General features: G+C 70.2%; 22 protein-coding genes. 11 read left to right on the top strand and 11 right to left on the bottom strand.

Annotation, left to right across the window (positions count from 1 at the left end):
* The first annotated feature begins 25 nt into the window (after nt 1-25).
* The 4 genes from ABD830_RS38790 to ABD830_RS38775 all read left to right on the top strand — a co-directional run bounded on the left by ABD830_RS38790 (nt 26) and on the right by ABD830_RS38775 (nt 4,543).
* A complete protein-coding gene (locus tag ABD830_RS38790) occupies nt 26-376 on the top strand; it encodes an STAS domain-containing protein (RefSeq protein WP_043629845.1) in 351 nt (116 codons plus the stop codon).
* 1 nt (nt 377) lies between these two features.
* Complete coding sequence (locus ABD830_RS38785) at nt 378-797, top strand: ATP-binding protein (RefSeq protein ID WP_344998751.1); 420 nt, start codon at nt 378-380, stop codon at nt 795-797.
* 714 nt (nt 798-1,511) lie between these two features.
* Complete coding sequence (locus ABD830_RS38780; RefSeq protein WP_344998749.1) at nt 1,512-3,830, top strand: sodium-translocating pyrophosphatase; 2,319 nt, start codon at nt 1,512-1,514, stop codon at nt 3,828-3,830.
* Nucleotides 3,831-4,075: 245 nt separating this feature from the next.
* Nucleotides 4,076-4,543, top strand: a complete 468-nt coding sequence (locus ABD830_RS38775) for a SixA phosphatase family protein (RefSeq protein ID WP_344998747.1) — start codon at nt 4,076-4,078, stop codon at nt 4,541-4,543.
* Nucleotides 4,544-4,550: 7 nt separating this feature from the next.
* Here ABD830_RS38775 and serB read toward each other — a convergent pair whose 3' ends face one another.
* From serB to ABD830_RS38755, 4 genes are all read right to left on the bottom strand, one after another.
* Complete coding sequence (gene serB, locus ABD830_RS38770; RefSeq protein WP_344998745.1) at nt 4,551-5,768, bottom strand: phosphoserine phosphatase SerB; 1,218 nt, start codon at nt 5,766-5,768, stop codon at nt 4,551-4,553.
* Between the two features lie 171 nt (nt 5,769-5,939).
* On the bottom strand, nt 5,940-6,470 hold the full coding sequence (locus ABD830_RS38765; RefSeq protein ID WP_344998743.1) for a hypothetical protein: 531 nt from the start codon (nt 6,468-6,470) through the stop codon (nt 5,940-5,942).
* 100 nt (nt 6,471-6,570) lie between these two features.
* The gene (locus ABD830_RS38760) at nt 6,571-7,581 is read right to left on the bottom strand and encodes an S-adenosylmethionine:tRNA ribosyltransferase-isomerase (protein ID WP_344998741.1); all 1,011 of its coding nucleotides are present in this window, start codon (nt 7,579-7,581) and stop codon (nt 6,571-6,573) included.
* Entirely contained in the window at nt 7,578-8,234 is a 657-nt protein-coding gene (locus tag ABD830_RS38755) for an SDR family oxidoreductase (RefSeq protein ID WP_344998739.1), read from the bottom strand. Before ABD830_RS38755 ends, ABD830_RS38760 begins: the two co-directional genes overlap by 4 nt.
* 94 nt (nt 8,235-8,328) lie before the next feature.
* Between ABD830_RS38755 and ABD830_RS38750 the strand changes: the two genes are divergently transcribed.
* Nucleotides 8,329-9,444 (top strand): GAF domain-containing sensor histidine kinase, encoded by a 1,116-nt coding sequence (locus ABD830_RS38750; protein WP_344998737.1) that lies wholly within the window; start codon nt 8,329-8,331, stop codon nt 9,442-9,444.
* Complete coding sequence (locus ABD830_RS38745) at nt 9,441-10,055, top strand: response regulator (RefSeq protein ID WP_344998735.1); 615 nt, start codon at nt 9,441-9,443, stop codon at nt 10,053-10,055. The genes ABD830_RS38750 and ABD830_RS38745 overlap by 4 nt, the downstream gene beginning before the upstream one ends.
* 6 nt (nt 10,056-10,061) lie before the next feature.
* Here the strand turns inward: ABD830_RS38745 and ABD830_RS38740 are convergent, their stop codons facing one another.
* A complete protein-coding gene (locus tag ABD830_RS38740) occupies nt 10,062-10,721 on the bottom strand; it encodes a hypothetical protein (protein ID WP_344998733.1) in 660 nt (219 codons plus the stop codon).
* 170 nt (nt 10,722-10,891) lie between these two features.
* Between ABD830_RS38740 and ABD830_RS38735 the strand changes: the two genes are divergently transcribed.
* Nucleotides 10,892-13,201 (top strand): WD40 repeat domain-containing serine/threonine protein kinase, encoded by a 2,310-nt coding sequence (locus ABD830_RS38735; RefSeq protein WP_344998731.1) that lies wholly within the window; start codon nt 10,892-10,894, stop codon nt 13,199-13,201.
* Here the strand turns inward: ABD830_RS38735 and ABD830_RS38730 are convergent.
* Nucleotides 13,191-13,907, bottom strand: a complete 717-nt coding sequence (locus tag ABD830_RS38730; RefSeq protein WP_344998729.1) for a hypothetical protein — start codon at nt 13,905-13,907, stop codon at nt 13,191-13,193. The two genes, ABD830_RS38735 and ABD830_RS38730, sit on opposite strands and share 11 nt — an antisense overlap.
* Nucleotides 13,908-13,975: 68 nt before the next feature.
* Here ABD830_RS38730 and ABD830_RS38725 point away from each other — a divergent pair, with 68 nt between their 5' ends.
* From ABD830_RS38725 to ABD830_RS38710, 4 genes are all read left to right on the top strand, one after another.
* Nucleotides 13,976-14,764, top strand: coding sequence for an ABC transporter ATP-binding protein (locus ABD830_RS38725; protein WP_344998727.1), 789 nt, complete (start codon nt 13,976-13,978; stop codon nt 14,762-14,764).
* Between the two features lie 86 nt (nt 14,765-14,850).
* A complete protein-coding gene (locus tag ABD830_RS38720) occupies nt 14,851-15,768 on the top strand; it encodes an SPFH domain-containing protein (protein WP_344998725.1) in 918 nt (305 codons plus the stop codon).
* A gap of 14 nt (nt 15,769-15,782) precedes the next feature.
* The gene (locus tag ABD830_RS38715) at nt 15,783-16,538 is read left to right on the top strand and encodes a sulfite exporter TauE/SafE family protein (protein WP_344998723.1); all 756 of its coding nucleotides are present in this window, start codon (nt 15,783-15,785) and stop codon (nt 16,536-16,538) included.
* A 30-nt stretch (nt 16,539-16,568) separates the two neighbouring features.
* Nucleotides 16,569-16,790: a hypothetical protein gene (locus ABD830_RS38710; protein WP_344998721.1), complete on the top strand. Its 222-nt coding sequence runs from the start codon at nt 16,569-16,571 to the stop codon at nt 16,788-16,790.
* On the opposite strand, the gene ABD830_RS38705 is transcribed toward ABD830_RS38710, so the two are convergent.
* The 5 genes from ABD830_RS38705 to ABD830_RS38685 all read right to left on the bottom strand — a co-directional run bounded on the left by ABD830_RS38705 (nt 16,783) and on the right by ABD830_RS38685 (nt 22,321).
* Nucleotides 16,783-17,607 carry an NAD(P)H-binding protein gene (locus ABD830_RS38705; RefSeq protein WP_344998719.1) on the bottom strand — a complete coding sequence of 275 codons (825 nt, stop codon included), beginning with the start codon at nt 17,605-17,607 and terminating at the stop codon, nt 16,783-16,785. The two genes, ABD830_RS38710 and ABD830_RS38705, sit on opposite strands and share 8 nt — an antisense overlap.
* Before the next feature lie 29 nt (nt 17,608-17,636).
* Nucleotides 17,637-18,536, bottom strand: coding sequence for a Rieske (2Fe-2S) protein (locus ABD830_RS38700; RefSeq protein WP_344998717.1), 900 nt, complete (start codon nt 18,534-18,536; stop codon nt 17,637-17,639).
* A 42-nt stretch (nt 18,537-18,578) separates the two neighbouring features.
* Entirely contained in the window at nt 18,579-19,190 is a 612-nt protein-coding gene (locus tag ABD830_RS38695; protein ID WP_344998715.1) for an HD domain-containing protein, read from the bottom strand.
* 1 nt (nt 19,191) lies between these two features.
* Nucleotides 19,192-21,549, bottom strand: coding sequence for a molybdopterin-dependent oxidoreductase (locus ABD830_RS38690; RefSeq protein ID WP_344998713.1), 2,358 nt, complete (start codon nt 21,547-21,549; stop codon nt 19,192-19,194).
* 124 nt (nt 21,550-21,673) lie between these two features.
* Nucleotides 21,674-22,321, bottom strand: coding sequence for a hypothetical protein (locus tag ABD830_RS38685; protein ID WP_344998711.1), 648 nt, complete (start codon nt 22,319-22,321; stop codon nt 21,674-21,676).
* Between the last annotated feature and the right edge of the window lies 1 nt (nt 22,322).

Below are 22,322 nucleotides of genomic sequence, written 5' to 3'. Positions count from 1 at the left end.
TCGCAGGCGAGGCGCTGGAGGATCTGTGGATCTGAAGTTGGATCACCGCACCGAAGACCGACTCACCATCGTGGAGGTCGAGGGTGAGATCGATGTCTACACGGCGCCGAGATTGCGTGAGCTCCTCATTGACCTGGTCAACAAGGGCAACTTCCACCTTCTCGTCAACATGGAGAAGGTGGACTTCCTCGACTCCACGGGCCTCGGTGTCCTGGTCGGGGGGCTCAAGCGGGTTCGTGCACACGACGGCTCGCTCGAGCTGGTGTGCACGCAGGAGCGCATCCTGAAGATCTTCCGGATCACCGGACTGACCAAGGTCTTCGGGATCTACGCTTCGGTCGACGAGGCCAAGGAAGCTCACGGCAAAGACAAGTAGCATGGCTACCGTCGAGCTGACGTTCAGCGCTCTCCCCGCGCACGTGCGGACCGCACGGCTGGTGGCGACGGCGATAGCCCGCCGCACCGGCGTGCAGGAGTCGCTGCTGGACGAGGTCAGGCTCGCCGTGGGTGAGGCGTGTTCCCGGGCAGTCGAGGCGCACCGCGTCCACTGTCCGGGCGAGCCCATCCGCATCGAGCTGCGTGACGATTCCGGGCGTTTCGAAGTCACGGTCAGCGATCAGGCCCCCAGCGATGAGATCAAGCAGGAGCAGCCCCTCGATCTGGGCATGCTCTCTGACTCGTTCATGTCAGGCTTCGGCATCGCGGTCATCGCGGGCTTGGCCGACGACGTCGAGGTCGTCCCCAGTCCGAAGGGCACGAACATCCGTATGAGCTGGCCCGCCGCCAAGGGGACCTGAGCTCATATCCCGCCTCGCTCGCCGCGCTGGGCGCCGCCGCTGCTCACCGGCGCCCAGCCCTTCACCACGCACGCCTTCGAGCTGCTGGTACGGGGGGCGGGCTCGGCGCTGTCCGCGATATGTGGGGCTGAGGCCGGCAGGGCGTCGCCGCTGACCTGTACAAGTGGTCAGCTGCCGTGGCTCCCGTTTCAGCTGCCCGGAAACGCTTCCGGTTGCTTGGCGATCCAGGGGCGGCGTCGGCAAGGGGCTGATGGACGCCACCATGCGGTGAGGGCGAACCCGTGTGCCGGGGCGTGAACGAGCGTTGCCTGCGCGGATGAGACGCAGATGGCGTGGCCTCAGGTGCCGATGGCGTCTCCCAGCAGTCGATGGCAGGCCGGCCTCCTGGGGTCCTCTGGTGCGGCCCCCGACGGCCGGAGTTTCGGTCTGGCCATATCGATAGGTTTTCATAACCTTAAACCCGGGGAAATTTCCCCTGTCAGGCCGCAAACCGGGTCGCCGTCAGGGGATTACTAGACGCGAGCACAATTAGCCGCCTCGAGAGCCTTCATATCCGTTGGGTGCCTGCGTAGACTCCCGGCACCGGCCAAGGTGATCCGGCGGAACGCGGATTCAACCGGAAGCGGCACCCACAACCCGGATGGTGCCGCAACACCCGCCGAGGAAAACTGCAGCACCGCCCGGGCAGGACGACCGGTCTTGCCGAGGAGAACGATGAGCAGGCACATGCTGGCAGCGGAGCCAGCGTCCAATCTGGCCCTGAGTGGAAACAATCTCACCATCGTGATCGTGGTCGCCGCGGTCGCACTGATCGCACTAGCCGTCGCAGGCGGCCTGGTGCGCGAAGTGCTGTCCGCCGGCCAGGGCACTGAGCGCATGCAGAACATCGCGCGCGCCGTACAAGAAGGCGCCGCCGCCTACCTCACCCGTCAGTTCCGCACGTTGGCGATCTTCGTCGTCGTGATTCCTTTCCTGTTGCTCCTTCTACCTGCGGAAACGACGGAACTTCGCATAGGACGTTCGATCTTCTTCGTGGTCGGGGCGGTGTTCTCCGCGCTGACCGGGTTCATGGGCATGTGGCTGGCCGTGCGCGGGAACGTCCGCGTCGCCGCCGCGGCCAACGAAGCGGGCGAGAAGCGCGCCATGCGCATCGCGTTCCGTACCGGCGGTGTGGCCGGGATGTTCACCGTGGGCCTCGGCCTGCTCGGCGCGGCCGTGGTCGTGTTCATCTACCAGGGGAACGCGCCGGGCGTGCTCGAAGGCTTCGGGTTCGGGGCGGCGCTGCTGGCGATGTTCATGCGAGTCGGGGGCGGCATCTTCACCAAGGCCGCCGACGTCGGCGGCGACCTGGTCGGCAAGGTCGAGCAGGGCATCCCGGAGGACGACCCGCGTAACGCCGCGACCATCGCCGACAACGTGGGCGACAACGTCGGTGACTGCGCGGGCATGGCGGCCGACCTGTTCGAGTCGTACGCGGTCATGCTGGTCGCCAGCCTCATCCTGGGCAAGGTGGCCTTCGGTGAGCAGGGGCTGGTCTTCCCCCTGATCGTCCCGATGATCGGGGTGATCACGGCGATCATCGGCATCTTCGTCACCAGGGTGCGCGACAGCGACCGCAGCGGCATGGCGGCGATCAACCGCAGCTTCTTCATCTCGGCCGCGATCTCCGCGATCCTCGTCGCGGGCGCCGCGTACCTGTACCTGCCCAGCAGCTTCGGCGGCCTGACCGGCGGCACCGTGAGGTCCGACGCCGACCCGCGGCTCATCGCCATCGGCGCGGTGCTCATCGGCCTGGTGCTGGCCAGCGCCATCCAGCTGCTGACCGGCTACTTCACCGAGACCAACCGCCGTCCCGTACGCGAGATCGGCGAGAGCTCGGCCACCGGCCCGGCCACCGTCATCCTGGCCGGCATCAGCGTCGGACTGGAGTCGGCCGTCTACTCGGCCCTGGTCATCGGCGGCGCGGTCTACGGCGCGTTCCTGCTCGGGTTCGGGAACGTGACGATCGCGCTGTTCGCGGTGGCCCTGGCCGGCACCGGCCTGCTGACCACGGTCGGCGTCATCGTGTCCATGGACACGTTCGGCCCGGTCTCCGACAACGCCCAGGGCATCGCGGAGATGTCGGGCGACGTCGAGGGCGACGGCGCCCGCGTGCTCACCAGCCTGGACGCCGTCGGCAACACCACCAAGGCCATCACCAAGGGCATCGCCATCGCCACGGCCGTGCTGGCGGCGACCGCGCTGTTCGGCGCGTTCCGCACCGCGGTGGAGGGCGAGCTGGCCAAGGCGACCGCGGACATCAAGTCCGCGCTCGGCGGCTTCTCCACCTTCACGCTCGGCGTGGACCAGCCGAACGTCCTGGTGGGTCTGATCGTCGGTGCGGCGGTCGTGTTCCTCTTCGCGGGGCTCGCGATCATGGCGGTCGGACGCGCCGCGATGCGCGTGGTGTTCGAGGTACGCGACCAGTTCCGCAACAAGCCGGGCATCATGGACGGCTCGGAGACGCCGGAGTACGGCCGCGTCGTGGACATCTGCACCCGCGACTCGCTCCGCGAGCTGGCCACGCCCGGCCTGCTGGCGGTCATGACGCCGATCGCGGTCGGGTTCGCGCTCGGGTACGCGCCGCTGGGCGCCTACCTCGCGGGCGCCATCGCGTGCGGCACGCTCATGGCCGTCTTCCTGGCGAACTCGGGCGGCGCCTGGGACAACGCCAAGAAGCTGGTGGAGGACGGCCACCACGGCGGCAAGGGCTCGGAGGCGCACGCCGCCACGGTCATCGGCGACACGGTCGGCGACCCGTTCAAGGACACGGCAGGTCCGGCCATCAACCCGCTGATCAAGGTGATGAACCTGGTGGCGCTCCTGGTCGCGCCGGCCGTGGTGCTGTACGCGGGCAACCCGGTCATCCGCATCGTCGTCACGGTGGTGGCGGTGGGCGTGGTGGTCGGGGCCATCGTGGTGTCGAAGCGGCGCTCGGTGACCACCGAGCCGGCCAACAACGACAACCGGGAGCACGCCCCGGTCGCCTCATGACCCGATGACACCCTCGGGACGCCCGCCCCGCTGCGTAGGGGCGGGCGTCTCGCGTTCCAGGCTGCAGAACCCCGCAGTCGAAGGCGGGAGTGGAAGCGAGACCCCTGGATGGGAAACTGGGCGCGTGAACGGTGACAAGCAGCCCAGCGGCGGGAAGACCCTGGGCCTCATTCTGCTGGCGATGCTCGTCATCCTGGCCGTGATAGTCGCGCTGGCCGTCTGGGCCTCGAGGACGGGGTGATCCGGTGCGGACCTTGATTGTGCTGCGGCACGCGAAAGCCGACCACATCCTGGGCCTGGCCGATCGGGAGCGGCCGCTGACCGGGCGGGGCGAGCGGGACGCCAAGCGGGCGGGCGACGAGATCAGGGCGGCCGGACTCGCCCCGGACGTCGTGCTCTGCTCGCCGGCGGTCAGGACCAGGCGCACCGCCGAGATCGCCTTCCCCGAGGTGGAGATCAGCTACGAGCGGGACATCTACGAGGCGTACCCGGAGGACCTGTTCGAGGTGGTCCGGCGGGCCGATCCCGAGTTGGGCACCGTGGTGCTGTGCGGGCACAACCCGGGCGTGCACGAGCTGGCCCTGGCGCTGGCCGGCGGCGACTACGTCTTCCGGCCGGGGGCGTTCGCGGTGATCGAGCTGGAGCCCGCCTGGGAGGACCTCTGGCCGGGCCAGGGACGCCTGGTCACGCACTGGGACCCCAAGGAGAGCTGAGAGAGGGTCACCTCGTCAGTACGCCGTCCTCCGCGTCCGCCGCCTCGACCTCGTCCCGCGAGATCCCCAGCAGGTAGAGGATCGAGTCCAGGTACGGCGTGTTGACCGCCGTGTCGGCCGCCTGACGCACGACGGGCTTGGCGTTGAAGGCCACGCCCAGCCCGGCGGCCGCGATCATGTCCAGGTCGTTGGCCCCGTCTCCGATGGCCACCGTCTGAGAGATCGGCAGGCCGGCCTCGCGCGCGAACCTCTCCAGCGCCCGCGCCTTCCCGGGCCGGTCCACGATCTCGCCCACGACCTTGCCGGTCAGCCGCCCGTCGATGACCTCGAGGACGTTGGCCGCGGAGTAGTCGATCCCGAGCTCCTCCACCAGCCCGTCGGTGATCTGCGTGAACCCCCCGCTGACGATGGCGAAGCGGTAGTCGAGCCGCTTCAGCGTGCGCACCAGCGTACGGGCGCCGGGCGTGAGGACGACCTCCTTGCGCACGTGCTCGAACACCTCGGCGGGCAGCCCTTCGAGCAGCGCCACCCGGCGCCGCAGCGACTCGGCGAAGTCCAGCTCGCCGCGCATGGCCTGCTCCGTGACCCTGGCCACCTCGTCCAGGCACCCGGCGTGGGCGGCCAGCAGCTCGATGACCTCGCCCTGGATGAGCGTCGAGTCGACGTCCATGACGATCAGCCGCTTGGCCCGCCGCGACAGGCCGGTGCGCTGCACGGCCACGTCCACCTCCTGGATCGCCGCCTCGGCCGCCAGCTCGACCCGCAAGGAGGCGGGGTCGGCGCCGGAGACGGAGAGCTCGATGCAGGTGACGGGCCACTGGGCGAGGCGTTCGATGCGGTCGATGTTCGCGCCGGCGGCGGCGATGCGTCCGGCGATGCCCGCGATGGCGGCGGGCTGGAGCGTGGCGCCCAGCACGCTGACCGACAGACGGCCGCGGCGGCGCTGCTCCTTGGCCTGGGAGCCGGTGGAGAGCTCCACCTCCATGCCGAGGTCCTCGGCCACCCGCTCGACGGCGGTCCACATGGCGCCGAGGGTGGTGCCGGTGCCCGTCGAGGGGCCGCCCGCGTACGCGACGAGCACGCCGAGCGTGAGCCGGCCACGGATGACGACCTGCTCGATATCCGCCACGGTCACCGGAAAAGCGGACAGAACGGAGAAAAGTCGCGAAGTCACACCTGGCCGGTCGGGGCCGTTCAGGGTGATGAGGAGGGTGCGCTGGTCCACATCGAGCCACGGTACTGCGCCCGGCCCGATGCTCGTGAAGCAGGTCGGGCATTCGGGCGCAGATGTGGCGGTGAACATTCCGTTAACGGCCGAAGCCGCGACGTCCCAGATGAACGCCTGATGAACGCAGTGGACCGCGTCCCTGCGGACGCGGCCCGAAACGTTCCAGAGCTAGCGGACGACCTTGGTCTTGACCGTCTTCCCGTAGCCGTGCTCGGGGATGCCGAGCCGCTCCAGCTCTTCCTTGCTCATGTTGTCCATGCCGGTCTGGACGTCGTAGGAGACCACACCGAGCGTGGCCTCCTGCGTGGCCGTGGTGCCCTTCTTCACCTTGGCCTCGAAGGTCATCTCGATGGAGTCGCCCTTCTCCAGGACCACCGGCAGGAAGCACCAGAACGCACGGCCTTCGAGGCCGCACTCGGTCTTCTTGACGCTCGTGGTGTACGAGATCCGCTTGAGATCGACACCCTTGGGGAACTGGCCGCCGACGAACCAGGCGTCAGCCTCGTAGGGCCCCTTGTTGGTGGCGACGATCGAGTACTTGATCTTGCCGCCGGCCTTGACCGTCTTCGACGCCTTCACCTTGACGTCGAAGACCGAGAACGGCTGGCTGGCGACAGTCGTGGCGGAAGCAGGCACAGCCGGGGCGAGCAGGGCGCCGGCCAGCAATGCCAGCGACACCGCCTTGGTCAGGTTACGCATTAAACGTCTCCGTTGAGGAAGTGGGCACGGGGACGCACACAGACAAAGCCCCCGTTAAATGCCCGCTGTTCCTATCATAACGGCAAAATCTGTGTAAAGACTATTTCTGCAGAATCAGGTGAGTGTCGCCGAACTCATGCCACAGATATCCGTTCCGTAGTGCCTCCTCGTATGCCCGTGCCAGTGGTTTCTCGCCCGCTATCGCGGTCAGCATGAGCAGGTGGCTGGATCGCGGCTCGTGCAGCCCGGTGATAAGTCCCGTGACGACCCGTACGCCGCTTTGCGGCGTGACGACGTGCCGGGTCCACCCGGCCGCGGGAGCCACCCGCCCGTCCTCGCCCGCGGCCGTCTCCAGAGCCCGTACGGCGGTCGTCCCCGCGGCCACCACCCGGTTGCCGCTCTCGAGCGCCAGGTTGACCAGCCGCGCCGTGGCCGCGGGCACCTCGTACCGCTCGGCGTAGGGTGGCTCGTCCTTCTCCGGCGAGGCCACCCCCGTGTGCAGGGTGATCGGCGCGATCCCGACCCCGCGCGACACGAGCGCCGTCACCAGCTCCGTGGTGAACGGCCGCGCCGCGCTCGGCATCTCCGCGCTCCCCGGCACGGTCGCGAACACGGTCTGATACGCCTCGATCGGCCAGTCCCCGCTCACGTACGAGTAGCGGATCGGCGCCCCGTGCGCCCGCAGGTACGACTCGACGTCCCGGTCGAGCGAGGCCCGCCACAGCCGCGGCGTCTCCCGCTCGATCAGCCGCAGCGTCGCCCGCCCCGGAAGCGGCAGCCACTCGCCCGGCTCGCCCCCGCCGTAGGGCTCCGAGGCCGTGGCGGTACGTCGGCGCAGTTCGACCAGCCAGGTGCCGTCCTCCCTGGAGGTGGAGAAGTGCACGGCCAGCCGGTCGAGCCGGACGGCCGCGGGCAGGGTCGCCGAGTTGTTCACCACGATCAGGTCTCCGGGGTCGAGCAGCCCCGGCAGGTCGCTGAAGTGGTGGTGCGAGGGGTCGCGGTCGCCGCGCGAGACCATCAGGCGTACCGCGTCCCTGGACATCCCCCTCGCCTCGGGAGGCTCGCCCGCCGACAGGCCGGGCGGCAGCGCGAAGTCGAGCGCGAGCGTCATTGCAGGCTCACTTTCCCGCCGGCCGGACGGGCCTTGACCAGGTCGTGCAGCGCCTCGGCCACCTTGGCCGGGTCGGTGGCGGCGGCCGCCTCCTCGGCGCCCACGGCGTCGGCGAGCATGCGGGTGTTCATCTCACCCGGATCGACCCACCAGACCCGCACCTCGGGCTCCTCCGCCGACAGCACGTTGGAGAGCTGCTCCAGGGCGGCCTTGGTGGCGCCGTAGCCGCCCCAGCCCTCGTACGCGCCCGTGGCGGCGTCCGAGGTGATGTTGACGACGGCCCCGCGCGCCGCGCGCAGAGCGGGCAGTGTGGCCTGGATGAGGGCGAGCGGAGCGGTCACGTTGGTCTCCAGCAGCACCCTGAACGCCTCCAGCGGGTAGCCCGCCAGCGGCGGCAGCGGGGTGACGCCGAGATCGCCGGCGTTGTTCACCAGCAGGTCCAGCTCGGGCACCGCCTGAGCCAGCCGCCGAACGTGCTCGGGCTCGGTCACGTCGCCGGGGATCGCGGTGGCGCCCAGCTCGGCCGCGGCCCGCTCGAGGTCGTCCGCGCCGCGGGCGGTGAGTACGAGGTTCCAGCCCGCGCCTGCCAGCGACCTTGCCAGGGCGAGGCCGAGGCCGCGGGAAGCGCCGGTGATGAGTGCGGTGTTCGTCATGGTGCCGACGCTAGGAACGCGGCGGGCGGCGCACATCGGGCTGAGGGCCCGCCGCCGCATGGGCACATCGTCCTAGGACCATAAGCTGGGGACCGTGTCCCCCGACCGAGACGAGATACTGCAGGCGGTGAGCTCCGCGGTGCTCGCCGTCACCCGCCACCTGTCGGTCCGCGAGGTGCTGCAGGTCATCGTACGCTCGGCGCAGCGGCTCCTGGACGCCCGGTACGCCGCGCTCGGCGTGCCCGACGACGAGGGGACGTTCGCCGAGTTCGTCGCAGAGGGCATCACCGACAAGCAGTGGGACGCGATCGGCCCGCTGCCCAGACAGCACGGCATGCTCGGCGCGATGCTCCGCGACGGCGCCCCCGTCAGGCTGCCCGACCTGCGCAAGGACCCGAGGTTCGAGTGGTGGCCGAAGGCGCATCCGGTCATGAAGGACTTCCTCGGGGTGCCGATCCGCGACGGCGAGCAGGTGCTCGGCATCATCTTCCTGGCCAACAAGCGCACGGCCGGCGGCTTCACGCAGGCCGACCAGGACCTGCTCACGCTCTTCGCCGCGCACGCCGCCATCGCGCTCACCAACGCCAGGCTGTACGAGCGCGGTCGCGAGCTGGCCATGCTGGAGGAGCGCAACCGGATGGCCCGCGAGCTGCACGACGCGGTGACGCAGAAGCTGTTCTCGCTCAGGCTCACCGCGCAGGCCGCCTCCGCGATGCTCGACCGGGCCCCCCAGAGGGCGGCTCAGGAGCTCGAACGCGTCCAGCGCCTGGCAGGGGAGGCCCTGTCCGAGCTGCGGGCCGTGATCGTCGAGCTGCGGCCGGCCGAGCTCGACCGGCACGGCCTGGCGGAGACGCTCCGCAAGCACGTGCGCATGCTCGACCGGCTCCATCCGTCGCTGGTCACGTTCGAGTGCGAGGAGCTGCCGGGGGTCGACTCCGCGGTCGAGGTGGCGGTGCTGAGGGTGGCCCAGGAGGCGCTGCACAACGCGCTGAGGCACTCGGAGGCCGTGAGCGTGTCCGTGCGGCTGGCGTACGAGGACGGCAAGCTGGCATTGACCGTACGCGACGACGGGACGGGCTTCGAACAGGTGGAGTCGCGCGGCCTGGGCCTGGTGTCGATGCGCGACAGGGCGGAGTCCGTGGGCGGGCTCATGACCGTCGAGTCGGCCCGCGGCAGCGGGACCACGGTACGCATGGAGGTGGGCGTTTGATCCGGGTGCTGATCGCCGATGATCATCCGGTGGTGCGGCAGGGGCTGCGGACGTTCCTCGACCTCCAGGACGACCTCACGGTCGTCGGGGAGGCGGGCGACGGGGCGCAGGCCGTCGAGCTGGTCGCGGAGCTGGCGCCCGACGTGCTGCTGCTGGATCTGAAGATGCCGGTGCTCGACGGGCTCGGCGCGCTCGAGCGGCTGGCCGGGTCGGCGACCAGGGTGATCGTGCTGACCTCGGTGAGTGACCGGTCCGACGTGGGGCCGGCGATGCGGGCGGGGGCGTCGGGGTTCCTCTACAAGGACGTCGATCCGCCCGCGCTGGTCCAGGCTGTGCGCGCCGTACACGGGGGGCAGGTGCTGCTGGCCCCCGAGGCGGCCGAGGCGATGCTGTCGCCGCAGAACGACCCGCCGGGGCCCGTGCCGCTGACCGAGCGCGAGCGTGAGGTGCTCGCGCTCATCGCGGCCGGCCGGTCCAACAGGGAGATCGCCAGGAGCCTCGCGGTCGCCGAGAAGACGGTCAAGACCCACGTCTCCAACGTGCTGATGAAGCTGGGCGTACAGGACCGGACCCAGGCCGCGCTCTATGCGGTACGGCACGGCCTGGGGTGATTCAGGTCACGTGTCCTTCTTCTTGTTCGTCTCCTCGTGGCTGGCGGGCGGGTTGTACGTCTTGACCGGGGGAGGCGGCGTCCACGTCCGGCCCGGCCGCCGCGGCGGGGTGACGATCTGGGTCCTGACCTTCTTGAGCCACAGGTAGCTCTTGATGCCGAGGCGCTTGAGCTCTTCCTCGTTCATGTTCTCCATGCCCTGCTGCACGTCGAACGACATGACGCCGACGCGCGCCGCGACCGAGCCCCTGGTGCCCGGCTTCAGGGTCAGCTGGAAGTTGAGCCAGTCGGTCTTGCCCTTCTCGAGCCGCAACGGGCCCCAGCACCAGAACCACTGGCCCTTCCAGGTGCATTTGGTGCCCTTCGGGCCGCCCCAGCGCAGGGTGGTCCGGACGCCCTTGGGCAGCTGGCCGCCCATCCAGTAGTAGTCGGCGTAGTAGGGGCCCAGGTTCTTGGCCCGGACGTAGTATGTGATCTTTCCGCCGCGCTTGGTCCGTGTGGTGTGCCTGACGGAGATCTTGAATTTCGAGTACGGCTTCAACTGCGCGACCGCGGTGGTGGGCACAGTGGTGCGCACGGTGGTCGCGGCGGCGCTCGCCTGGGCGGGCACGGCCAGTGGCGCGACGGCCAGACCGCCGGCTAAGAACAGACTGACGCTTCTGCGCATGGGATGGCTCCCCGTGTGGTGCTGGAAATCCCCGATCAACTCCATGATTATTGCGAAGGGGCAATTTTTCGCAAAGAGCGATGATCTTTCGTGACCTGGGATTGCTTGCGGGGGTTCGCCGGGGTCTATCACGCTTGTGATCGGGGGTCTAGCACAACGGGGAGGGCCAGGTGCCGGAAACGCACCCCTTACAGCCGACCGATCCTCGGACACTGGGCGAATACCGGCTGATCGGCCGCTTGGGCAAGGGGGCGCAGGGGACCGTTTACGAAGCCGAGTCCCCTGACGGGCGGCGGGTGGCGGTCAAATTGCTGCACACCCGGCTGGACAGGCCCGGCCTCGATTCTGAGCGGTTCATGCGCGAGGTGGCGGCCGCGCGCCGGGTCGCCCAGTTCTGCACGGCGCAGGTTCTCGGGGCTCACATGGACGGCGAGCATCCGTACATCGTCAGCGAGCTGGTGGACGGGATCTCGCTGCAGGCGGTGGTGCGGCGGACGGGGCCGCGTACGGGCGGCGCGCTCTACCGTCTGGCCGTCGGCACGGTCACCGCCCTGGCCGCCATCCACCGCGCCGGCGTCGTGCACAGGGACTTCAAGCCCAGCAACGTGCTGCTCGGGGCCGACGGCCCGCGGGTGATCGACTTCGGCATCGCGCGGGCGCCGGACTCGGCCATGACGGTCAGCAGCGGGATCGTGGGGACGCCCGCGTACATGTCGCCCGAGCAGATCTCCGGCGAGCGGGTGGGCCCGGCCGCCGACATGTTCGGCTGGGCCCTGACCATGGTGTTCGCGGCCACGGGACGGCCCGCGTTCGGCGAGGACAGCCTGCCCGCGGTCGCCTACCGGGTCATGCACGAAGACCCCGACCTCTCCACGCTCCCCGACGAGCTGCGGCCGATCGTGCAGGCGTGCCTCCGCAAGCGGGCCGACGAGCGGCCCACGGCGGCCGACGCGCTGTTCGCGCTGCTGGCGAACCGGGGCGAGTCCCCGGGGGTCGACGACGAGATCGCGCTCAACACGGGGTCCCAGCTCGCCGCCGAACGCACCCCGCACGCTCACGGGCCGGCCCCCGCCGGCCCTTCCACAGGGAACGGCTGGGCGAGTCCCGATGGCCGGACGCCCGCCGTCGGCGCTGGTGGGTGGGCCGATCCGTCCGGGAGGGTGTCCGCGTCTCCTCGACCGGGGCAGTGGCAGACACCGCCGCCGTACCCGATGAACGCCGCGCCCTCTGCGGCGGCGCCGCGGGTGGACAACGACGCGTTCTTCAAGCACGCGCCGGTCCAGGAGCGGCCGGACGAGGCCAAGGCCAGGCGCAGGCGGGCGGCCATGGTGTCGGGCTCGCTCGTCGTGGCGCTCGCCCTGGCCGGAGGGGTGCTGTACTTCGGGCCGAAGATGTTCGGCCCCGGCCGGCAGACCGGCGGGATCGGGGCGCAGGCGACCACCTCCGTCAGCATGAGCCCCGTACCGACTCCGACCCACACCCGGAGCGCGACACCGACACCCACCCCGACCGTCGTTCCCACGCAGGCGGTCGTGCCCGTGCTCGGCAAGCAGGACGGGAAGGCGTTCAAAGGTCACACCAAGGGCGTGCAGACGCTCTCCGCCCTGTCGGCGGGCGGCAGGACGTGGCTGGTCACCGGTGGCCAGGACGGCCGGGTGCGCCTGTGGGACCTCGCCAGGCACAGGTCGCTGGCCACGATGAGGGGCCACAGCGAGGAGGTGTACGCGGTCGCGTGCGTGATGGTGGGCAGCACCCCCATGGCCGTGTCCGGCGGCTACGACGGCAGCGTGCGCCTGTGGAACCTCAAGACCCACAAGGGCACGGTCCTCGGCCGGCACGGCGACGCCGTCTACGCGGTCGCGGTGACCAAGGTGAAGGGCAAGTACGTCGCGGTCACCGGCGACGCCGACGGCTACCTGAGGTTCTGGGACCTGAAGAAGCGCAAGGCCACGGGGAAGATCATCAGGGCTCACCGCGAGCCGGTGAACTGGCTCAGCGCCACCCACCTCGGCGGCCGCGCCGTCGCCATCTCGGCCAGCGAGGACAAGACGGTCCGGGTGTGGGACATGGCCAAGCGCAAGGCGTACGGGAAGGCGTACAAGGGCCATTCCAAGGGTGTCTACTCGGTCGCCGTCGGCAACGTGGGCGGGAAGACGGTCATAGCGTCGGGCGGTAAAGACGGAAAAATCAGGATCTGGGATCCGGGGAGCCGCGAGACCATCGCCACCCTGTCCGGCCACAAGAAGATCGTTTACTCGCTCTCCTTCGGCGCCCTGGACGGCCGTACGGTGCTGCTGTCCGGCGGCACCGACGGCACGATCAGGCTCTGGGACCCCGAGACCCGCAAGACGCTCGGCAGGCCGGTCAAGGCGCACAAGAAGGGCGTGTACGCCGTGGGCATCGTCCCACTCGACGAGGGCGCGGCCATCGTGTCCGCGGGCAAGGACAAGGTGGTCAGGTTGTGGAAGCTCAGTTCCTGAGCGGTTCGAAGATCGCGTGATGGGCGGCCACGAGCGCACGGCGTACCGCACGGTCGAGCTCGCGCAGGGCCACGGCGCGGGCGGCGATCTGCCCCGACGTGAGACCGCGTTCGTCCGCGAGCCGCAGCGCCGTGGTCAGCCGGGCGGCCAGGGTGGCGACGCGGTGCGCCCGCGCGGGATAGCCGGGCGCCAGCTCCCCGCCCTGACGCTCCACGGCCGAGGGCCGGGCCTGCATGGGCCCTTCGACGGAGGACAGCGCGTCGGTGGCCGAGCGCATGGCCTCCGACAGCTCCCGCTCGGCCTCCGAGAGCGTCGGCAGGTCATGGCGTACGGGCCCGGAGTCATACACCTCCAGGCGTACCCCGACATAGGAGGACCCGCGAAGATCAGGCGTGGGCACCAGGCCTAGGTTGCGGTCCCCGAGCACCGCGATGGCGGCCTGGCCGGCGTCCACCGCGGCCGAGTTGAGCGGCGCCGGCCCGGACAGCCCCAGCGGATCGCCGGGGGCGGGCAGGGCGAGCCGGAGCTCCCGGAGGCCGTCGGCACGCAGGTTTGCGAGGTATTTACGCAACGGGAGGTCGCCCGCGACGGCGGGGCCGCCGGCGGCTTCCACGTGGTCAGCCGCCTCGTCGAGGCCGACGTGACCGGCGAGCCACGCGTTGCCCCAGGCGACCAGGGAGGGACAGACAGTCGATTCAGGGCGCACCGATCCACGATAAGCGCTCGCCCTGCAATAGGTTTGTCCCGAGCGTGACTCCTAAGGAGGTATCGGGGATGGGTGGTCAGGTGCTGCGGCTACAGGACGTCGCCGTCAGGCGCGACGGAGCCGCCCTGCTGCGCGGCATCGACTGGACGGTCAACGCGGACGAACGATGGGTCGTCGTCGGGCCCAACGGCGCGGGTAAGACCACGTTGCTGCAGGTCGCCAGCACGTTGCTCTATCCGAGCGAGGGCGTGGTCGAGGTTCTCGGGGAGCGGCTGGGGCAGGCGGACGTGTTCGACCTGCGGCCGCGGATCGGGCTGGCGAGCGCCGCGCTGGCCGAGCGCATCCCGCCCGAGGAGAAGGTCATCGACCTGGTGCTGACGGCCTCGTACGGCATCATGGGCCGCTGGACGGAGGAGTACGACTCCAACGACGTGACCAGGGCAGTCGAGCTGATCGACATGATGGGCGCGGCCCACCTGATCAGGCGGCGGTTCGGGACGCTGTCGGAGGGGGAGCGCAAGCGGGTGCAGATCGCCCGCGCTCTCATGCCGGACCCCGAGATGCTCCTGCTCGACGAGCCCGCGGCGGGGCTCGACCTGGGCGGTCGCGAAGACCTGGTGCGCCGGCTGTCGGTGCTGGCGGGCGACTACCGCTCGCCGACGCTCGTGCTGGTGACGCACCATGTCGAGGAGGTGCCGAGCGGGTTCACGCACGGGCTGCTGCTGCGGCACGGCTCGGTGGTGGCCCAGGGGCCGCTCGAGCACGTGATGACGCCCGAGAACCTGTCGCAGACGTTCGGGGTGCCGCTCTCGCTGGAGCGCAGCGCCGAAGGACGTTGGTACGCCCGCGCCTACTAGATCACCATTTATGCATATAAAAGCCGCCCCGGGCTGAAAGGAAATAGGATCCACGGAGTCGGTCCCCTCGGCTTCGGAGCGTCGCCATGTCCGTCGAGCAGCTCATCGTCGCCCTGGTCGTGGTCGCGGTGGTGGGCTTCGGGGTGGCCCGCACGGTCCGCATCATCCCGCAGGCCACGGCCGCCATCATCGAGCGCCTCGGCCGCTATCACAGGACGCTGACCCCGGGGCTCAACCTCGTGGTGCCGTTCATCGACCGCATCAAGGACATGATCGACCTGCGGGAGCAGGTGGTGTCGTTCCCGCCGCAGCCGGTCATCACCTCCGACAACCTCGTCGTGTCCATCGACACCGTCATCTACTTCCAGGTGACCAATCCGAAGGCGGCCACGTACGAGATCGCGAACTTCTTGATCGGCGTCGAGCAGCTCACGGTCACCACGCTGCGCAACGTGGTCGGCGGCATGGACCTGGAACGCACGCTGACCTCGCGCGAGGACATCAACACCGCGCTGCGCGGCGTGCTCGACGAGGCGACCGGCAAGTGGGGCATCCGCGTCAACCGGGTCGAGCTCAAGGCCATCGACCCGCCCGCCTCCATCCAGGACTCGATGGAGAAGCAGATGCGCGCCGACCGCGACAAGCGCGCCGCCGTGCTGACCGCCGAGGGGCAGCGCCAGGCGGCCATCCTGCAGGCGGAGGGCGAGAAGCAGGCGTCGGTGCTGCGGGCCCGCGGCGAGGCGGAGGCGGCCGTGCTCCGCGCGCAGGCGGAGGCCGAGGCGCAGGCCATGCGCGCCAAGGGGCAGGCGGACGCGATCGGCATGGTGTTCAGGGCCATCCACGAGGGCAGGCCGGACCAGCACCTCCTCGCCTACCAGTACCTGCAGACCCTGCCCGAGATCGCCAAGGGCGACGCCAATAAGATCTGGATCGTCCCGTCGGAGATGGGCAAGGTCCTGGAGAACCTCGGCGGCCTCTTCACACCCCCCAAGAGCTCGGAGTAGCAGAGGGAGGGTTCGTGACGGGGTGGGAGCTGGTCGCGGTCTGCGCGGCCGGTGTGCTGGCGGGTGCGGTCAACGCCGTCGTCGGGTCCGGCTCGCTGATCACGTTCCCCACGCTGATCGCCGTGGGCGTCGATCCCGTCACCGCCAACGTCTCCAACACCATCGGCCTCGTGCCCGGCTCGTTCACGGCCGCGCACGGCTACCGTCCCGAGCTCCAGGGGCAGCGCGAGCGCCTGCTGCGGCTGGGTCTGGCCTCGGCGCTGGGGGCGCTGATCGGCGGGATCCTGCTGCTGTTCCTGGACCCCGGCGTGTTCCATGTGGTCGTCGTCGCGCTGATCGCGCTGGCCTGCGTGCTGGTCCTGGTGCAGCCCATGCTCAACCGGTGGCTGGCCGGGCGGCGTGGGCACGCGCACCCGCACGGCGGCGTGGCGCTCTGGCTCTGGGTGCTGGCCGCGGGCGTCTACGGCGGGTACTTCGGGGCGGCCCAGGGCGTGCTGCTGATCGGGCTGCTCGGCAGCTTCCTCGACGAGGACCTGCAGCGGGTGAACGCCGCCAAGAACGTGCTCGCGCTCATCGTGAACGCCGTGGCCGCGGTGCTGTTCGTGCTGGTCGCGCACGTGGACTGGCTCGCCGTGGCAGGGGTCGCGCTGGGGGCGGTGGCGGGCGGGTTCCTGGGCGCCAGGCTGGGCCGGCGCATCCCGGCGCCCGTGCTGCGGGGGGTGATCGTGTGTGTGGGAATTGCGGCCATTTTCGTACTGGTGTACGGATAATTCTCAACCCATATGGGTATGAATACGTACATGAAGGGTGATCGGGTGGAGATCGTCATCGATGCCGGGGGAACGCCGCGTACTTACGAGATCAGGGCCACCCGCGCCGGCCGGAGGGTCGAGGTGACCACCCGGCGGGGGCTCGTCGAGGTGAGCGAGGTCACCCGCGGCGGCACGGCGGTGCGCACGGCGCGGTTCATGTCCAACCGCATCCTCGCCCTCGTGGAGCATCCGGCCGGCGAGGTCAACTGAAGTCCGAGGCGTGGTCGCGGGCCCACTCGCCGAGCGTCAGCGCCGGCCTGCCGAGCAGCCGCTCCACCGTGTCGGTGACCGGCTCCGGGGCCGTCACGAGGCTCGCCCACGCCTTCAGCGCGCCGTCGACGAAGCCGGGGTCGCCCCAGGCCGCCATGAGCTGCTCGCGGGCCACGTCCGCCGGCAGCTCCTCCCAGCGCACCTCGCGACCGACCGCCTCGCCGATCACGCGTGCCTGCTCGGCCTGGGTCAGCTGCTCCGGGCCGCTGAGCACGTACGTGGCGCCGTTGTGGCCCGCCGAGGTGAGCACGTGCACGGCCACCGCCGCGATGTCCCTCTCGTGGATCAAGGCCCTCACGGCCTGCCCGTACGGCCAGCGCACCACGCCCTGCCTGACCTGGTCCGCCCAGCCCAGCGTGTTGGCCGCGAAGCCGCCGGGCCGCAGGAACGTCCAGCCCAGTCCCGAGTGCCGGATCAGCCGTTCGATCTCGTGGTAGTGCGTCGGCGGCTCGTCCGGCACGTTCGCCGACAGGTACACCACGCGCCGCGCGTGCTCCGCGACGGCCGTGACCACCTGCGCCGCATGGTCGGCCGTGAACGCGGGCCAGAGCAGGAACATGCTCTCCACGTCTTTCAGCGCGGGCTCGAGCGTCCCGGGATCGGTCAGGTCGCCGCGTACCACCTCGACCCGTTCCGGCAACCGCGCGCGCTCGGGGTCCCTGACGAGCGCCCGCACCTCCAATCCGGCCTCCGCGAGCTGGGACGTCACATGCCTGCCGACATTGCCGGTCGCGCCGGTCACAAGAATCGTGCTCATGGGGCCGACGGTAAGACCTCAAGCGAACTTCAGGTCAAGCCGGGCCGTACCTGGATCGTGCCGTCACGCCGGATCCGCGTCTCGAACATGGGCGCGGGCGCGGTCGCGGGCCCGTGCCGCACGGAGCCGTCGTCCAGCCTGAACGTGCTGCCGTGCCACGGGCAGACCACGCAGGCCTCCCCGTTCTCGATGACCAGCCTGCCCTGGTGCAGCGGGCCGGCCAGGTGCGGGCACCGGTCGGCGAGCACGGTCACGGCCTCGCCCTGGCGCAGCACGAAGAGCTGGATGTAGCCGAGGCGCCGCGCCACGGGTCGGCCGTCCGGCAGGTCCCTGAGCAGGCACAGGTCGTGCCAGCCCAGCGGCACGAGGTGGGCGATCTGCGGGGCGTGGTTGGCCCCGGCCGCCTGCCGGTAGGCCATGTGGCCGCCGAGATAGCCGCCGAGCCCGGCCATCCCGAGCCCGGCCATGGTCAGTGTGCGGCCCACCCGCTCGCGTCCCCGCAGCCGGGCCAGCAGGGAGGCGGTGAACAGGCCGAGCGCGGTCACGTTGGACACCATGTGGACGAAGCCCACCCGCTGCTGCTCACGGTGAAGAGAGGACCAGTCCGTCAGCCCGGCCGCGGCCGTCGGCAGCGCGTTGGCGATGCCGGTGGCCAGCAGCATGCGAGTGGCCTTGGGGTCGCCCTCGGTCAGGTCGAGCAGGCCCGCGGACAGCCAGCAGCCCAGGCTGATCGTGGCCAGCGGCGGGTGCAGCGGTTTGCCCGTGGGGACGCCATGCAGCACGTCGCGGAGCAGGCCCGGACGGATGCGCTGGCGTACCGCCTTGGCCAGCACCCTGACCGGCGTGTCGAAGACCTTGGATTTCTCGAGCCGATCGGCGAGAGCGACCGGCCCGGCGAGAGCCCGCAACTGCCGACGTTTAGCTCGCACTTCCTCTTTCACGACAAGTCCCCTACCCCACCCATGTGGGGATCACTCGGACAGGTGGCCCCTGGCCACGGAGAGTTCGACCAGCTCCAGAGCATACGCGCCGAGCGACGGTGAGCCCTCCTCGATGATCCGCACCTTCTCCCTGACCTGGGCGGCCTTGACCTTGAACAGCGGCCACGTGCCGCCCTCGGTGTGGTGGTTGGCCAGGATCGGGGCGAAACGGTCGAGCGCCTTGGCGAATCTGGCCTCCGGCGTCTTCCTGGCCTCGAACTCGTCCCAGAGCTCACGCATCCAGCTGCCCTGGTCGGGAGGGAGCAGGCCGAAAATGCGGTCCGCGGCGACGCGCTCGGCGTCCGGCTGCGCTGCCACCTCCACCGGGTCGTAGATGAACGTGTCACCGGCGTCGATCTCGACCAGGTCGTGCACCAGCAGCATGGCGACAACCCGCTGGAGGTCGGTCCCCGGCGGGGCATGCTCGCCGAGGACCATCGCCAGCGTGCCCACGTACCAGGAGTGCTCTGCGGTGTTCTCCCGCCGCGAGCCGTCTATCAGGTGGTTGCGGCGGATGATCCGCTTCAGCTTGTCGATCTCGATGGCGAAGGCGATCTGGGTGTTCAGCCGGTCCTCTTCTGGCGCGATAGTCACGCGCGACACCTTAATGTGCGATGATCACCCCAGTTGGTGAAATCGTGACCGGAACTCCGTTGAACACCGCGTTACCACTCAGAACGTCAATGGCGGATTCGTCCGTGAGCGTGTTGACGCTGACCCCGGCGTGCTCGGCGGCCACGCTCTGTGCACTGCCCCGATGCCCCCATCCGTGCGGCAGGCTGACCACGCCCGGCATGATCGTGTCGGTGGGTTCGATCGGCACCGTGACCTCTCCGGTCGCGGAGCGGACCACCGCCTCGCCGTCCAGCCCGAGCCTGGCCACGTCGGCCGGGTTGATCTGCAGCGTGCAGGTGTTGCTGCCGCCGACCAGCGGGCCGACGTTGTGCAGCCAGCTGTTGTTGGAGCGCAGGTGGCGCCGCCCGATCAGGACGATCTCCGGCGGCTCCTCGTCCAGCCTGCCGCGCAGCCGCTCCACGTCCTCGACGATCTGCGGCGGTGCCAGCTCGACCAACCCCGAGTGGGTCTTCAGCACCTCGTCCAGCCTCGGCTCCAGCGGCCCGAGGTCCAGGCCGTGCGGGTTGTCGAGCAGCTTGCGCAGCGACAGGTCGCCCTTGCCGGCCCACTCGCCGTAGGGGCCGAGCCTGAGCATGAGGTCGAGCCGGCGCTCGCTGCCCGTCTCGCCGTGCAGCTCGGCACGCAGCTCCGCCACGTCCCGCCCCTCGACGCCCGAACCGGGTGTCTCGGTGGCCTTGCGCAGCGTCTCGCCGATGACGAACTCGTCCAGGTCCCCTTCCAGCCCAGAGGCGATCATGGCCAGCCTGGCCAGGATCTCGGCCTCGGACGGCTGCCCGTCCAGTGGCAGCAGGGGCGGTGAGTACCGCGCGTAGTTCCGTACCGCGAGCCCGAGCAGCGCGAAGTCGTAGTGGCCCGACTGCAGCATGCGCGGGGGCGGCAGGATGACGTTCGCGTGCCTGGTGGTCTCGTTGAGGTACGGGTCCACGCTCACCATGAAGTCGAGCCGGGCGAAGGCCGAGTCCAGCCTGTCCCCGTGGGGCGCCGACAGCACGGGGTTGCCCGCCACCGTGACCAGGAACGTGACCTGCCCTTCGCCGGGCGTCTCGATCTCGTCGGCCAGCGTGGCAACGGGCAGCTCGCCGTTGGTCTCGGGCAGCCCCCTGACGCGGCTCTTCCACCTTCCGACCGTGTACGGCCTGCGCGTGTTCATGGCCTCACTCCGTGAGGCGGGCTCGGTCGCCCGGATGCCGTCGCCTTCCCCCACTCTGGTCGCTTCGCTCCCGCCGCTCCTCCAGGCGACGGCGCTCCCTCGCCGGGCCCCGAACTCGGTGGCGGGCTTGGGGAACATGGCGCCGCCCGGTCGGTCGAGGTTGCCGGTGAGCACGTTCAGCACGTCCACGAGCCACTGGGCCAGCGTGCCGAACTCGGCCGTGCAGGTGCCGATCCTGGCGTAGACGGCGGCCGTACGCGCTCCCGCCAGCTCCCTGGCCAGCCGCACGATCATCTCGGCGGGCACTCCGGTGCGCCGGGAGACCGACTCGGGCGGGAAGTGCTTGGCCGCCTCGCGGACCTCGTCCAGCCCGTTGACTGCGTAGTCTGGCCGAGCTCCGCTCGGAGTGCTGTGACGGATGTCCTCGCTTCGCTGCGGATCTATCACAGCGGACAGCGTGACCAGGTCCTCGGCGAACAGCACGTGGACGATGCCGAACAGCAGGTACGCGTCCGTCCCCGGGCGCACGAAGACATGCTCGTCGGCCAGGGCGGCCGTCCGGGTGCGGCGCGGGTCCACCACCACGAGCCGCCCACCGCGCCGGCGCAGTGCCTTCAGCCGTCCGGGGAAGTCGGGCGCGGTGCACACCGAGCCGTTGGACTCCACCGGGTTGGCCCCCAGCATCAGCAGGTAGTCGGTCCTGTCCAGGTCGGGGACCGCGATGGCCAGCGGATGCCCGAACATGAGCCCGCTCGCCACATGCTTGGGCATCTGGTCGGCGGTGCTGGCGGTGTAGACGTTGCGGGTGCCGAGCGACTTGATCAGCGGCGCGCTGTACAGGGCGCCCGCCATGGTGTGCGCGTTCGGGTTGCCGAGGTAGACCGCGACCGAACGGCGGTCGGCGACCCGGTCGAGGGCCGCTTTCACGGCGGCGAACGCCTCCTCCCAGCCGGCCTCGCGCCAGAGGTCGCCCTCCCTGATCAGCGGCTTGCGCAGCCGGTCGGGGTCCTCGTCGAGCCGGCCGAGGCTGGCGCCCTTCGGGCAGATGAACCCCTTGCTGAACGGATCGTCCTTGTCGCCGCGGACGCTGGTCACGTGCCCGCCCTCGTCAAGGGTGAGCGTCAGGCCGCAGACGGCCTCGCAGAGGGGACAGGTCCGGTGGACGGTCGACGTCATCACGACTCCTGAGTTCGCCCGATGAACTCATCTTGGCCCGTCCCCGGCGCATGGGGAAGCCCCGGAGCCCCCGCGGTCTCCGGGGCTTCCCGCCCAGGGGAATGTCCCGGATTCCCCTAGCTCCCTAGCCCGCCTGCGCCAGCGCGACCTTTCTCGGCAGATCAGGCGGCTCCTCGAGATCGGGTCTGACCGAGACCCAGGCTCGTCTGCCGTACAGCCGGTCCAGGCCGGGAGAGGCCGCTCCGGGGACCTCGTCGCGCCTGACGATCTCCACGATCACGAACTGGGCCCGCCGGCGGTGCCGGTAGACGTTCACGCTCCTGGCCCAGCAGGCCGCCGCGATCTCCTCGCTGTACGCCTCGAACTCCTCGGCGCAGATGCCGGCCCTGGTCATGATCAGCGCCTTCTCGCCCGTGGTCGTCGGCGTGATCCAGAGCACTAGCGGGATCCGCCCCGCCCTGGTGTGCATCGTCGTCTCCAGGCACACCCGCTGCAGGCGGTGCCTGGAGACCACGCACCAGAAGTGGGCCACCACCCAGTTGCGTCCCGTCCTGGTGGCGACCGGCACGGAGACGGCGCTGGTCAACAGGACGTACGGCCACCACCTGCCCTCCTGCGTGGCGCCGTGCAGGGTCAGCGTGAGCAGCGCCAGCGCGGAGAGCAGTATCAGCTCGGTACGGATGCGCCAGAGCCTGGCCGGCAGCCCGCCGCGCCCGGGGGCTGGAAGGTCCTCGTTGGCCGGGTAGATCTGGTTACGCGGGTTCCTCGGCACG

The organism is Nonomuraea helvata (genome assembly GCF_039535785.1).
GTDB lineage: Bacteria > Actinomycetota > Actinomycetes > Streptosporangiales > Streptosporangiaceae > Nonomuraea > Nonomuraea helvata.
Note: the sequence above shows the minus strand (reverse complement) of the source record. Positions and strands in the feature narration are given on the sequence as shown.